Source organism: Acinetobacter sp. DL27, assembly GCF_055810995.1.
Genome location: NZ_CM147947.1, coordinates 2,094,720 through 2,109,000, shown reverse-complemented (window position 1 = coordinate 2,109,000; position 14,281 = coordinate 2,094,720). Strand labels below are relative to the sequence as shown.

Sequence of the window (14,281 nt, the reverse complement as noted above, 5' to 3'; positions counted from 1 at the left end):
ATGGTTGATTTTGCAGAACACCGTAAGGCGTTACTCTGCAATGATGCTGCATCTATTGCTGACTACTCGTCAGCAATGGATCAAGCGACTAAAGCAGTTGCAGCATGGTTGCAAAACGACAAAATGTACACAGGCGGTAGCATTAAAGAGCTCCGCAGTGCGATTGCATTTAATCCTTCTAAAGAAGGTTTGGGTGTACAAAAGTCACTTGAACGTATGGTTGAGCTTTTCTTAAACAAAAGCTTAAAAGTCCATCACCCGCACTCGCTCGCGCACTTGCACTGCCCAACTATGGTGACCAGTCAAATTGCTGAAGTGCTGATTAATGCAACGAACCAATCGATGGATTCGTGGGACCAAAGTCCTGCAGGTTCATTGATGGAAGTTCAGTTGATTGATTGGCTTCGTCAAAAAGTGGGTTATGGTGCAGGTCAAGCTGGTGTGTTCACTTCTGGTGGTACACAGTCAAACTTGATGGGTGTACTGCTTGCACGTGATGCATGTATTGCGAAAAACTGGAAAGACGAAAACGGTAATCCGTGGTCTGTACAGCGTGATGGCGTGCCGGGCGATGCGATGCGTAACGTCAAAGTCATTTGTTCTGAAAATGCACACTTCTCTGTGCAAAAGAACATGGCGATGATGGGCATGGGCTTCCAATCAGTCGTGACCGTTCCTGTGAACGAGAACGCGCAGATGGATGTGGATGCACTTGAAAAAACCATGGCACACCTTCAAGCTGAAGGTAAAATCGTGGCATGTGTAGTTGCAACTGCAGGTACAACCGATGCAGGTGCGATTGATCCACTGAAGCAAATTCGTGAAATCACCAAAAAATATGGCGCGTGGATGCACATCGATGCGGCGTGGGGCGGTGCTTTAATCCTATCGAACAATCATCGCGATATGTTGGATGGTATTGAGCTTTCTGACTCCATTACGCTGGATTTCCATAAGCATTACTTCCAAACCATCTCTTGTGGTGCGTTCTTGTTAAAAGACGAAGCGAACTATCGTTTCATGCACTATGAAGCTGAGTATTTAAACTCTGCTTATGACGAAGAGCATGGCGTGCCTAACCTCGTGTCTAAGTCACTTCAAACAACACGTCGTTTCGATGCGTTGAAGCTTTGGATGACTGTTGAAGCGCTTGGTGAAGAACTGTATGGTTCTATGATTGACCACGGCGTTACTTTAACTCGTGACGTTGCTGATTATATCAATGCAACTGCCGGTTTAGAGATGTTGGTTGATCCACAATTTGCATCTGTATTGTTCCGTGTGGTTCCAGAAGGCTACCCAGTAGAATTACTTGATACCTTAAACCAAAACGTTGCAGATGAATTGTTTGCACGTGGTGAAGCGAATATTGGCGTAACTAAAGTAGGTCAAAATCAATCATTGAAAATGACGACTTTAAGTCCAGTTGCGACTTTAGATAACGTGAAGAACCTGCTTGGTCTTGTCCTTGCAGAAGCGGATCGTATCAAAGGTCCAATCGCAGATGGAACCTATACACCTGCAATTGCTTAATCGATTGTTTGTGTTAAAAAAGGAGCTGATATCAGCTCCTTTTTTATGTGTTGCAAATATTAAAATGCATAATAACTACTAGCTAAGCATCTAATTTTAATTATGTTGGAGATGCTTTGCTTTTCTGTGAGGTGGTTTTCGATATCTGCTTGAACTATGATTTTCAGGAAAATGAACTTCAATAGTTAAGACTAAAGCTAAATATTCAGGCTTTTGATTTTCAACAGGCAAATAATTTTCATTAATGGTTTTAATATCAAAAAATAACCTTAAGTATAAGCAAATCTTTCTCATCATTGATGATGTATGTGCATCTTTTGAAACAATTAACTCATGGCATGGTTTACTTAATAACCAAATGCATTTCTGACAATAAGAGCAGAAAGAGAAGGGCTTACTATAATTCCGCACTCAGTGATAATCAGATATCAATAGTCTACTGAAAGATGCAATCATATTTTTAAAATCTTGCATAGATGAGAAGATTTGGGTCAAAAGATGCGATCTGTTTACACTTTGGTTTCTTAAACTGCTAGAAACTTCAATTATTCGGACGTGATTTTCTAAAGAATATAGAGAGAAAGCCTTTATGAACTTTCTCCCTCGTGGAATTGGATGCTCAGACCATAATAGATCACAGCTTGATTGATTTGAGGTGATAGTAGCTTGGTTAGAACTGATAATTTACAGTGAGTTGGTATGCTTCACCTTCAGGGCGGTTTTTAACATCAAACTCGTAAACGCCACGAAACGATGCAGAAAGTGCGGTGGTTTCACTTAATTTCTTCTCATAAGTAAGGATAGGTCCAAGACCAAGGGCTTTACCTTTAAAACCGTCAAAACGATCACCTAAGTTACTTTTGTCATCCGTAGTCTGTTGAATCCATCCAAAAACTGCTCCAGCGCCTAATCCATCACTACCTACGTCACCAAAACGTTTTAGACCGAGAATGTCCATTCGGAAAAGATCACCATTTTCATAGTCTGTGGCATCGTTTTTAGTATAAATCTCGTAGGCAATGTTGGTGCTGATTTCAGCATTTCCAGTTGGGAAAATTTTAGTAAATGCAACATTAGGGACAAAGGTCCATGTATTTTGTCCTGCGTTGCTCACGATATTTTTATCATAACTTCCAGTCGGTGCGTAGATAGAAACTCCAAATAAACCATGCATTACTGGGCTGAAGTGGTAGTTGAAGGAAACTGGAGAAAAGACCGCATCTCCAATTTTGGTGGTTGACTGTTCCGCATCTAAATTATTGATTGAGCCACGGATATCGGTATATTGGACGGGAATTCCAACAGTGGTAGCGACAGACCATTTATCTGTACTGTTCCATACGAAGATACCATTAATCAAGTTATAAGAAACCTTGTAGTCTAAACCCGCACTAAGTTGACCAATAATCGGTACCTCTTTAGATTTTGAAATCCCCCCATCATAATAAATACTAGAGAGAGTAAGTACACCGCCATTTTCAGCGGGAAGGATGGCATTGTAAGGCTGCACTTGCATGCCTGTAATGGGCCGCCCAATACCACCCTCAACGGCGAGGGCATTTTGGACCATGCTAGTGGTTAAGAGTAGAGCAAAAGATAATCTATAAATCATGATGAACCCTCTAATTGTAATAATGAGAATGATGGTGCTGTACGGTATCTTTTTTTTGTATCTGTATAATATATATACACACTGTCTGGTTTGTCAGCAACGCCTTTTGATGGGTTTTTATATGAAATTAAATATTAAAATCAGTAAGATGGGAATATTGATGCCTCATTTATTGATAGTTGATTTTAAACAGTTTTTTGGTTTTTTTTGGTTTTTTAAGTGGTGTTGTAATAAAGTGGTCTTTAAAAAAATGAATTATTAAATCATGTGCTGTAGTGTGATATTTATCGGTATGTTTATAGAAAATGTCACACAACAAAGTGTAACGAATCATGGACAAATAAAAATAAACATCATGAAAGTGTCACAATGCTGTAACTTGCTTGTCATATTCTGAAATCAAAATGCAGTTATCCAAAAAAGTACAAGACTGAATAAAAAGTGGCGTACTCCAAAATGTTTAATATGTGAGATAACAAATATGCGCTTAAACCATATCGCACTTGCAGTAGTAGTTTCTGGGGCAGCTGTAGCAACCACGGCAAACGCAGCTCGTGACACAATCCAAATTGCGGGTTCTTCAACAGTTTTACCGTATGCAAGTATTGTTGCTGAAGAGTTTGGCAATACTTTCCCACAATTTAAAGCACCAGTTGTTGGTTCTGGCGGTTCTTCAGGTGGCTTGAAACAGTTCTGTAATGGTGTGGGCGACAACACCATCGATATCGCAAACGCATCTCGTAAAATTAAAGATACAGAATTAGCAGCTTGTAAAAAAGCTGGTGTGAACCAAGTGATTGAAATCAAAATTGGTTATGACGGTATTGTGTTCGCTTCAAATGCAAGCAAAGCAGCCTACAAATTACGTCCACAGCACGTCTATGCAGCTTTAGCAGCGCAGTTACCCTCTAACGGTAAAATGGTTGCAAACCCATATACACGTTGGAACCAAATTGACAAAAGCCTTCCAAATGAACCAATCACTTTAGTGATTCCAGCATCAAACCACGGTACACGTGAAGTGTTCCAAGAAAAAATGGTTGATGCAGGCTGCGAAACTTATGCAGCAATCAAAGCAATGGATAAAGATGCACAAAAGAAAGCATGTTCAACTTTCCGTAAAGACGGCAAAGTGATTGAGATTGCGGGTGACTACACTGAAACTTTAGCGCGTTTAAAAACGTCGCCTAGTGCAGTGGGTGTGTTTGGTTTAGGTTTCTATGACCAAAACCGTGACAAGTTACGCGTAGCTACAGTGAACAATGTTGCACCATCTGAAAAGACGATTTTGAATGGTTCATACCCAGTTTCTCGCCCACTATTCTTCTATGTGAAGGGTGAGCATTTGAAATCAATCAAAGGCTTAAAAGAATACACTGAATACTTCATCAGCAAGAAAGTATCGGGTAAAGGTTCTAAGCTTGAGCGAGCTGGTTTGATCTCAATGTCAGACAAAGAGCGTGCAGCAGTTCTTGCGAACTTCAAAGCAGGCAAAGCGGTTAAGTAATTAAGCGTAGAAACAGTCAACGGTAGGCAAGTCCTACCTTTGACGTTTTTTACTAGGATTAAGTTTTTTCAAATAATGAAAATTGAAAGAACCGTGGAGAATACATGAATCTGCTACTTATAGGTGTGTTATTGGCACTGATCGCCATAGCCTATCAAATGGGCTTAAGTCAGAGCCGTAACTTAGCAGGTAAGGGAAATAATTCTGCAAAATTACACTCACGTCCGGGGTATTACGGTGCGTTAGTGGCTTTGTGGTGCGGTATCCCTGCTTTTTTAATTTTGATTGTTTGGAATATTGTTGAACCAAATGTTTTGAACCATGTGGTACTAAATCACGTGCCAGCACAAGTCGCTGCAACTTTAGATGCTGCTAGTACGGATGTGTTGATTAACCGTGTAGAAGCGATTGCCTCAGGTTTTGGTGTCACAGACACACCAGCCGCGTATGAGCTTGCTGCAGCGGAGCAACTGGCGAAGTTTCAAAGCATTGGTACATTTGCAAAAATTGCAGTGGTGATTTGTGCGGCACTGGCAGGTTTAGTCGCTGCGAAAAAGCGCATTGCAACTCAGTTCCGCGCGCGTAACCAAGTTGAGAAAACCATTAATGTTGCACTTGCGCTCTGTTCTGGTGTCGCGATTCTAACCACGATTGGTATCGTGATGTCGATGTTCAGCGAAGCGATGCGATTCTTCCACTTCGTGAGCCCACTCGACTTTTTCTTTGGCACAGAATGGAACCCGGGCTTTAGTACTTCAGGTAGTGCAGACGGCAGCTATGGTTTGCTTCCGCTACTTTGGGGCACCTTAATGGTCAGTGGTATTGCGCTCTTGGTTGCAGTCCCTGTGGGTTTAATGATCGCGATCTATCTTGCTGAATATGCATCTTCTGGTTTCCGCTCATGGGCAAAACCAACCATTGAAGTGCTCGCAGGGATTCCAACCATTGTTTACGGTGTATTTGCACTGATGATCATTGGCCCATTCTTTAAAATGCTTGGTGAATCCGTTGGTTTACACATCAACGCAACTAGCGCACTCACTGCTGGTTTCGTCATGGGTATCATGATTATTCCTTTCGTTTCATCGCTGTCTGACGACATTATCACGCAGGTACCACGTGCATTACGTGATGGCTCATTAGGTTTGGGCGCGACAAAGTCTGAAACCATTCGTCAGGTGGTGATACCAGCAGCACTTCCGGGCATTATCGGCGCGTTCTTGCTTGCAGCGTCACGTGCCATCGGTGAGACCATGATTGTGGTGCTTGCAGCAGGGAACAGTCCTTTATTGCATGCCAATCCACTTGAAGCCATTTCAACTGTGACCATTACCATCGTAAACCAATTGACAGGTGATACTGACTTTGCAAGCCCGCAAGCTTTGGTGGCATTTGCACTAGGTCTGACACTCTTTGTAATTACGCTTGGTTTGAACATTGTTGCACTGTACATCGTGCGTAAATATCGTGAGCAATACGACTAATGACGACTTCTAATAGCACAGCAGATCAAGTATTTGATCCACAACATGCGGCAGAATTACGAGAAAAGCGTAAGCAAACGATCAGTAATTCATTGGCAAAACGTCACCGTAAAGAAAAAACTTTTCGTTTCTTTGGTTTCTCAGCAGTGATTGCAGGTTTATTCTTTGTCGCGCTACTTTTTGGCAGTATTTTATCGAAAGGCTTACCTGCTTTTTGGCAAAGTAGCATGAGTTTACCCGTGTACTTTGACCCTGCCATTATTACGACAGGTGCAAAACCTGTACAACGTGCAGGTGAATCTCCAGCACAGTTTGAAGAGCGTTTTATTGCTTGGCAAACTGAAATGGGGATGGTGGATTGGGATGCTTTAATCGTGAATGCCATGATTGCAAAAGATCCAGCACTTGGTTCTAAACGAGATGATTTGGCTTCTTTGTACACCAGTTCTGAAGCATATCGCTTACGTGATATGGTGATGAAAGATCCATCATTGGTCGGTAAGAAAGAAGACATTAAAGTGCTTGCCGATGCAAACGTTGATGTGTGGCTCGCAGGAAATATTGACCGTAGCTTGCCTGATGAACAGCAACAGTTGAGCCCAGAAGTTCGTCAACTTGCCGATGAAATGAAAGCTTCAGGGGTCATGGAAAATACTTTCAATACCAACATCTTCGTCAGTCCAGACTCGCGTAGTTCTCCTGCAACTTCAGGTTTAGCAGGGGCATTCATGGGGTCGCTGTTCATGATGCTGATCGTGATCATTATTTCGATTCCAATTGGTGTGGCATCTGCAATTTATCTTGAAGAATTTGCGCCTAAAAACTGGATCACTGACGTCATTGAAGTCAACATTAACAACCTTGCCGCTGTACCATCGATTGTCTTTGGTTTGCTCGGTGCTGCGATCTTTATTGGCTGGATGCATTTACCGCTTTCTGCGCCATTGGTCGGTGGTTTAGTGCTGAGCTTAATGACTTTACCAACGGTGATTATTACGACACGTGCATCGTTGAAAGCTGTACCACCATCAATTCGTCAGGCCGCTTTAGGGCTAGGTGCTTCACGTGTACAAACCGTATTCCATCACGTTTTACCACTTGCACTACCGGGGATTCTAACGGGTGCAATTATTGGTGTAGCACAAGCATTAGGTGAGACTGCACCGCTGTTATTAATTGGTATGAGTGCATTTGTTGCAAGTGTACCTACAACTCCATTTGATCAATCGAGTGCTTTACCTGTACAGATTTTCTTGTGGCAAGGTAATGAGCTGCGTAACTTCTTCGAAGGACGTACAGCGGCTGCGATTATTGTTCTGCTTGCAATGATGATTGGACTCAACAGTATTGCAATTTGGTTACGTAAGAAATTTGAAGTCCGTTGGTAAGTGAGGGCAAAATATGAATACCGTTGTTAAAAATTCCTTAGATCAGGATCAAACAGTGAATCAAGAACACACTCAATTTACAAACCCGAATACGACCTCAGGTCAGCAGGGTACTTCTTTTGTGTCGCAGTTTGATACACAGACTTCTGCTAAGAAAGATCAGGCACAAGGACAAGTCAAACTCAGCACTTCAGATGTACATGTTTACTATGGCGAAGCTGAAGCGATTAAAGGGATTGATCTGAATATCTACGAAAATGAAGTGATTGCATTTATTGGGCCATCGGGCTGCGGTAAATCGACCTTCTTACGTACTTTGAACCGTATGAACGACACCATTGATAGCTGTCGTGTGACGGGTAAAGTGATGTTGGATAATCAAGATATTTATGACCCAAACCTAGATGTGGTACTGCTTCGCGCTCAAGTAGGTATGGTATTTCAGAAACCAAACCCATTCCCAAAGTCAATTTTTGATAACGTGGCTTATGGCCCTAAACTGCATGGTTTGGCGCGTGATAAGTATGACTTAGAAGAAATTGTAGAAAACAGCTTACGTAAAGCGGGCCTTTGGGACGAAGTCAAAGACCGTTTAAACCAACCGGGCACGGGCTTGTCGGGTGGTCAGCAGCAGCGTTTATGTATTGCACGTACCATTGCGGTAAGTCCAGAAGTGATTCTGATGGATGAGCCATGTTCAGCGCTTGACCCGATTGCAACAGCGAAAGTGGAAGAGCTTATTTCTGAGCTTTCAACGCAGTATACGATTGCAATTGTGACGCACTCGATGCAGCAGGCTGCACGTGTATCAGACCGTACCGCTTACTTCCATTTAGGTGACTTGATTGAAGTGAACTCAACCGAGAAAGTCTTCACTCAGCCAGATCATCAGTTAACTGAAGCCTATATTACAGGTCGTTTCGGTTAATACGCACAACTTGAAATATTTGAAAAAACAGAGCCTAAGTGCTCTGTTTTTTATACGCGAGCATTTGGTTTGGTGATGAAATAGCCACGATAATGGGCATTGTGTATTGCAGTTATATTGGACAATAAATGCGAAGATGTGCTGTCTGTGGGATTGACTCAGCTTATAAATGATTAAATGTGAAAGATAACGCATTACAGAATAAAACAAAAAATGGCTATTGAAAAAAAATGCCATTGACCTAATCTAGGTCATATACCGACGTATTATTTTAGAGAATATAATTTCTATGTTATTTCATTTACCGAAACTTCCCGCTGAAATTCGAATTACACATTTAAATGCGCGTATTAATGAACAACGTAAAAAAATTGCGCAAACTACAGCCTCTAAATTGGAGTTACTGCAACTGACTCAGCAGTTAGCGAAAGAGTCTCGTCACCGTAAAAAAGCCAATCAAAAAGTTTATATTCTAGATTTTAAAGGTGATACTGCGGCAACAGCGGTAGAAAGCTTACGTGAAGAAATTACTTTGATTTTAGCGACAGCCAAAGCAGGGCGTGATCGTGTTGTGGTGCGTTTAGAAAGCCCAGGCGGTATGGTGCATGGTTATGGTTTGGCTGCTGCACAATTGGTACGTTTACGTGATGCAGGTTTCAATCTCACTATCTGCGTCGATAAAGTTGCAGCGAGTGGCGGTTATATGATGGCATGTATCGCCAATCAGATTATTGCTGCACCTTTTGCGGTTGTCGGTTCAATTGGTGTGGTTGCGCAAGTCCCTAATTTTAATCGTCTGCTAAAAGAACACAATATCGATTTTGAACTGTACACAGCAGGCCAATATAAACGTACAGTGACGATGTTTGGTGAAAATACAGCAGAAGGTAAGGCGAAGTTTGAAGAAGAGTTACAACAGACGCATGTGCTGTTTAAACACTTTGTTGAAAAATATCGTCCACAGCTCAATGTTGAGAAAGTGGCGACAGGTGAGCACTGGTATGGACAAGATGCTTTAGATTTGAATTTGGTCGATCAGTTACAAACTTCAGATGCTTATTTGCTTAATTTGCTGACCGATCATGATGTTTATGTCATCTCAACGCGTAAGAAACCGACTTTAGGTGAGAAGTTAGGCTTACAAGCTGCGCAAATGGCAGATGCCTTGGTACCAGCAGTCATGAATAAAGTGATAGAAACCTTAACTAAAACCAATGCAAGTTTGGTTCAAATGCGTGATCCAAAACTTTAATATTTAGTTGGCCGATTCATTTCAAAAAGTCTGGTTCCGAAATATGCAAAAAGCAATTTTAGAACCAGACTTTTTTGTCTTAAGCCAAGTACGCTTTAATCATTTTCACTAGACGTTCAATCAGTTGATCCGCCTGATCTTTGGTAATATTCAAGGTCGGCAGTAAACGTACTACAGAACCCGCAGTAACGTTAATAATGGTGTGGTATTCATCACGAGCGATGTTGACCAAGTCACCACATGCTTTTGGTAGCTCCACACCAATCATCAAACCAAAGCCACGTACAACCACATTTTGATCGGCAAGTTGGTTACGCAGTTGTTCTACGATGTAAGCGCCTTGTTCAGCTGCATTTTGTACAATGTTTTCTTTTTGCATAATGTCGATGATGGTATACACCACACGCGAACCCAATGCTGAACCACTGTACGTAGAACCGTGGTTACCTGCGGTCAGCACACCTACACCACGGCCTTGAGTCATCACCGCACCAATGGGGAAGCCATTGCCTAAACCTTTGGCAGTGGTAAGTACATCAGGAATGATGTTGGTGTGTTGGTAGGCAAAGTATTCGCCCGTACGACCATTACCTGTTTGAACTTCGTCCAACATCATCAGCCAGTTGTGTTGATTGCAGATTTGACGAATCTCTTCCAAATAGCTAAAGCCTTGCGGAGCAGTGTTGACACCACCTTCGCCCTGAATTGGCTCGACAAAGATTGCGACAATGTCTGGATGGTGAATTGCAGCTTCTTCAATGGCTTCAATGTCGCCGAATGGGACACGAATAAAACCTTCAACCAATGGGCCAAAGCCTTCTTGGACTTTTTTGTTGCCTGTTGCCGATAAAGTTGCCATGGTACGACCATGGAAAGAGTGTTCTGCAACAATGATTTTTGGATTGGCAATGCCTTGCATGTAGCCAAATTTACGAGCAATTTTGATTGCACCTTCATTGGATTCTGCACCACTGTTTGAAAAGAATACTTCTTCCATGCCAGCAACTTCAGCAAGTTTTTGTGCTGCAGCCGTTTGCCAAGGCACTTCAAACAAGTTACTGGTATGAATGAGCGTTGAAGCTTGTTCTGCAATCGCTTCTGCAATGACAGGATGTGCGTGGCCTAAACCACAAACTGCGATCCCCGTCAGTGCATCGAAGTATTCAGTACCATCCTCAGTGTACAGATAAGAGCCTCGACCTCGGACAAAGCTGATCGGCTGACGGCCAAATACTGGCATCAAATGAGTGGGTTGATCAGTTTGTACAGGAGCAAGGGTAATGTTATTCATGACTAACTCTTATCTGTTAGAGGGTAAGTGAAATCCAATATTAAGCAATTATGCTTGTAGTTTTAAAGCCTAAATCTAAATAAAAGTCGAAATATTGCTTTAGGCATACTGTTTTTCTACGTTTTGGGTATAATGCGGGTTAGATTAGTTGAGGATTGATCAATGACTGAACAAGCACGCGATACCGAAGCGTTAATTCGTGACCAAATTGCAAAACACGCTGTACTTCTTTATATGAAAGGCACCCCACAGTTTCCACAATGTGGTTTCTCTGCACGTGCTGTAGAAGCGCTTAGTCAAATTGGTCGTCCGTTTGCTTATGTGAATATTCTTGAAAATCCAGATATTCGTGCTTTGTTACCACAAATTGCAAACTGGCCTACATTCCCACAGTTATGGATCAACGGTGAGTTGATTGGTGGCAGTGACATTATTCTAGATATGTTCCAAAAAGGTGAATTACAACCTTTAGTTGAACAGCATAGTCCAGCACCTGAAGCTTAATCTTCAGTTGTAAAAAAAGCGCCATTGAGGCGCTTTTTTTGTTTGAGGGAAAGGGTTAATCCGCTGTAGTTGCTGTGCTTATGGCTTCAGGAGTGTGTTCTGCTGCATTTTCAGTTGCAACTATCTTCTTTTCAGACTTTGCCTTTTTTTTGTCCTTCTTCTTTTTTTTCTTTTTCTTTGGCTCTTCTTCAAACTCAGCACCATCTTCAATGGCTTGCCAATAATCTAGCTGATCCATCACAGCCGCATAAATAGACTTCTTGGTATAGCGTCCTTTCTTGTCTAAAGTGCCGACTGGTCGAGCCATAAGTAGTTCAAGCGCTTGATCAATTGTATCTATAGCATGAATGTGGAACTGGCCATTTGAAACCGCTTCAATCACGTCTTTACGTAACATTAAATGTTGCATGTTTTGACGTGGAATAATCACACCTTGCTTACCAGTTAAACCTTGAAGTTTACATGCATCAAAGAAACCTTCAATTTTCGCGTTGACACCACCAATCGGTTGAACTTGACCCAATTGGTTCATTGAGCCAGTAATCGCCCAAGACTGATCAATCGGGAGTTGGCTAATCGCTGAGATTAAAGCGGAGAGTTCAGCAACCGTAGCACTGTCACCATCGACTTGACCATAGCTTTGTTCAAAGGCAAGTGCGGCAGAGAAGTGTAGCGTTTGCTCACGCCCGAAATGTGCTTTTAAGAACGAGGACATTAATAGCACACCTTTCGCATGCAAAGAGCCACCGAGTTCGACGCTACGCTCAATATCTAGAATATCACCACCGCCTTGATACACAGAGGCTGTTAAACGTGATGGTAAGCCAAACTCGACATCCGCATAGTGAATGACAGAAAGTGCGTTAATTTGGCCGAGGCGGTGTCCACGCGTTTCGATGAGCTGTGTACCACGAGATAAATCCTGCCAATAGAGCTCACGTAAATAGCCTAAGCGATATTTACGATGATCTAATGCCATATTAATGTGTTGATCCGAGACCATTTTATCACCTGATTGGAAGGCGTGATGATGCGCCTCACGAATCAAATCACCCAAAGTGAGGGCATGTAGAGATAAGGAGCTTTGGTCTTCGGCTTGACGACTAGAGTCAGTCAAAAGTGCAGAAAGGGCAGATCGATCAAAAGGAAGTAGTTTATCGGCCTGTACATAGTCTGCAATCAGTTGCATATAGGCTTGTTCATTTACTTCATTACGCTGCAACGTATCAGTAAAGTCGGCACGGATTTTAAAGACACTGCCAAGCTCAGGTTCTACTTCAAGTATTTCATAATAAATTTCAGGTTCAGCCAGTAAAACCACTTTCAAATTCAGTGGGATTGCTTCAGGTTCAATTGAGATACTTCCTGTCAGTGTCAACATATGCTCAAGTGAAGAAAGTTTTAACTGGCCTGATTTTAAAGCACGTTTTAGACCTTGCCATGCATAAGGCTGTTCAAGCAGTTGTTCTGCTTCTAACATTAAAAAACCACCATTGGCTTTATGCAATGTCCCCGGGCGGATTAAGGTAAAATCTGTAGTGATAGTGCCATGTTGAGTCAGTTGCTCTACATGGCCAAGTAAATTGTAGTGAGTGGGGAAGTCTTCAAAAATAACCGGTGCACCAGCATTGGGTTTATGCGACACAATCACATTGGCTTGGTAGCGCGAAGGGATACGACTAAACAGGCCTGGGGTAAAGTCATCTTCTTCTTGTTCGAGTACCACCTCGACATTGTTAATAATGTCTTCAGCATAATATTTTAAGTAGTCTTTTAAGCCTTCAACCTCAGCAAACTTAGTCAGTAACTGTTCGACTTTAGGCAATAAAACTTGCTTGGCAATATCGCGGTTCAACACTTGAACTTTATCGCGGGCATCTTCTTCCAAGTCGCCTAAATGCATGCCTAAACGTTCAAGTTTTTTATCCATGTGGCGTATATTGGCATTAATTTCAGAACGCTCTTTAGAGCTTAAAGCATTGATGTCGGCCTGCGTCATTTCCAATACTTTATCGTCTACATACTGGACAGGGATAAAGCAGTGCTCATCATTCCGAGAGACCAGTTTGAGGTCGAGTTCTTCGCCTTCTTGGGTCAATTCAATCAAGGCTTGTTGCTGAACGTCACCCGTTTGTTGGCGAATGGCTTCTATACGGTTGTGGTAGGTTTCAGCAGTAAAGCGGCGCTCGAGCTGCTTTAAAGTGGTTTGCCATGTTTGATGTAACATGGTTTGAAATTTTACTGCTTGACCCGCAGGCAACTCTAAAGCAATCGGTTGACGAGGGCTTTTAAAATTATAAACGTAAACCCAATCGTTCGGTGTCGGCATATTTTTGGCGTGTTGCTGTAGTAAACGCTTGACCATGGTGCGTTTGCCCAAGCCAGCTGTCCCTACGGCAAATATGTTATAGCCAGAATAAGGTAAGGAAATTCCTGCTTCAACTGAAGCACGTGCGCGGTCTTGCCCTAAAAAATTATTGAGCGGTTTAATACGACGCGTTGAGGCTGGAATCTTATCCAGAGCAGGGGTGTGCGTCAGTTGCTCTGCTTGAAGTTGTGTCTTTGCTAAGGTCGTTTGAATTTCGGGTTGGTCAAATGCTGAACTAAGGTTGTTTTCTGGATTTTCTTGACTATTTAATGCGGGCGGTACAGATAAAGAAGAGCTCATTTGATCGTGTTTTTGGGTCACTTTGAAATCCGAAACTAAAGATTGCGTTAGAAACTTAAAGGTATACAGGTTTAATGAAAAAGATCAAGCAAAGTAGCAGTGTTTGTCGACAAA

10 protein-coding genes are annotated in these 14,281 nt (G+C 42.2%); 7 read left to right on the top strand and 3 right to left on the bottom strand.

Going from position 1 to position 14,281, the window contains the following annotated elements:
* Positions 1–1,533 carry a pyridoxal phosphate-dependent decarboxylase family protein gene (locus AC0KVP_RS10220; protein ID WP_473336463.1) on the top strand — a complete coding sequence of 511 codons (1,533 nt, stop codon included), beginning with the start codon at positions 1–3 and terminating at the stop codon, positions 1,531–1,533.
* 670 nt (positions 1,534–2,203) lie between these two features.
* Here AC0KVP_RS10220 and AC0KVP_RS10215 read toward each other — a convergent pair.
* Complete coding sequence (locus tag AC0KVP_RS10215) at positions 2,204–3,103, bottom strand: SphA family protein (protein WP_473336461.1); 900 nt, start codon at positions 3,101–3,103, stop codon at positions 2,204–2,206.
* Positions 3,104–3,626: 523 nt separating this feature from the next.
* Here AC0KVP_RS10215 and AC0KVP_RS10210 point away from each other — a divergent pair.
* The 5 genes from AC0KVP_RS10210 (at position 3,627) to sohB (ending at position 9,704) form a co-directional block, all read left to right on the top strand.
* On the top strand, positions 3,627–4,652 hold the full coding sequence (locus AC0KVP_RS10210; protein WP_004693599.1) for a substrate-binding domain-containing protein: 1,026 nt from the start codon (positions 3,627–3,629) through the stop codon (positions 4,650–4,652).
* 104 nt (positions 4,653–4,756) lie between these two features.
* Entirely contained in the window at positions 4,757–6,136 is a 1,380-nt protein-coding gene (pstC, locus tag AC0KVP_RS10205; RefSeq protein ID WP_005399667.1) for a phosphate ABC transporter permease subunit PstC, read from the top strand.
* On the top strand, positions 6,136–7,524 hold the full coding sequence (pstA, locus tag AC0KVP_RS10200; protein WP_259234255.1) for a phosphate ABC transporter permease PstA: 1,389 nt from the start codon (positions 6,136–6,138) through the stop codon (positions 7,522–7,524). The genes pstC and pstA overlap by 1 nt, the downstream gene beginning before the upstream one ends.
* 13 nt (positions 7,525–7,537) lie before the next feature.
* Positions 7,538–8,452, top strand: coding sequence for a phosphate ABC transporter ATP-binding protein PstB (gene pstB / locus AC0KVP_RS10195; RefSeq protein WP_004693593.1), 915 nt, complete (start codon positions 7,538–7,540; stop codon positions 8,450–8,452).
* Between the two features lie 289 nt (positions 8,453–8,741).
* On the top strand, positions 8,742–9,704 hold the full coding sequence (sohB, locus tag AC0KVP_RS10190; protein WP_005399665.1) for a protease SohB: 963 nt from the start codon (positions 8,742–8,744) through the stop codon (positions 9,702–9,704).
* 79 nt (positions 9,705–9,783) lie between these two features.
* Here the strand turns inward: sohB and AC0KVP_RS10185 are convergent, their stop codons facing one another.
* Positions 9,784–10,995, bottom strand: coding sequence for an acetylornithine/succinylornithine family transaminase (locus AC0KVP_RS10185; protein WP_473336458.1), 1,212 nt, complete (start codon positions 10,993–10,995; stop codon positions 9,784–9,786).
* A 162-nt stretch (positions 10,996–11,157) separates the two neighbouring features.
* Between AC0KVP_RS10185 and grxD the strand changes: the two genes are divergently transcribed.
* On the top strand, positions 11,158–11,499 hold the full coding sequence (grxD, locus tag AC0KVP_RS10180) for a Grx4 family monothiol glutaredoxin (RefSeq protein WP_004693588.1): 342 nt from the start codon (positions 11,158–11,160) through the stop codon (positions 11,497–11,499).
* 55 nt (positions 11,500–11,554) lie between these two features.
* Here the strand turns inward: grxD and AC0KVP_RS10175 are convergent, their stop codons facing one another.
* The gene (locus tag AC0KVP_RS10175) at positions 11,555–14,188 is read right to left on the bottom strand and encodes a Lon protease family protein (RefSeq protein WP_473336455.1); all 2,634 of its coding nucleotides are present in this window, start codon (positions 14,186–14,188) and stop codon (positions 11,555–11,557) included.
* Between the last annotated feature and the right edge of the window lie 93 nt (positions 14,189–14,281).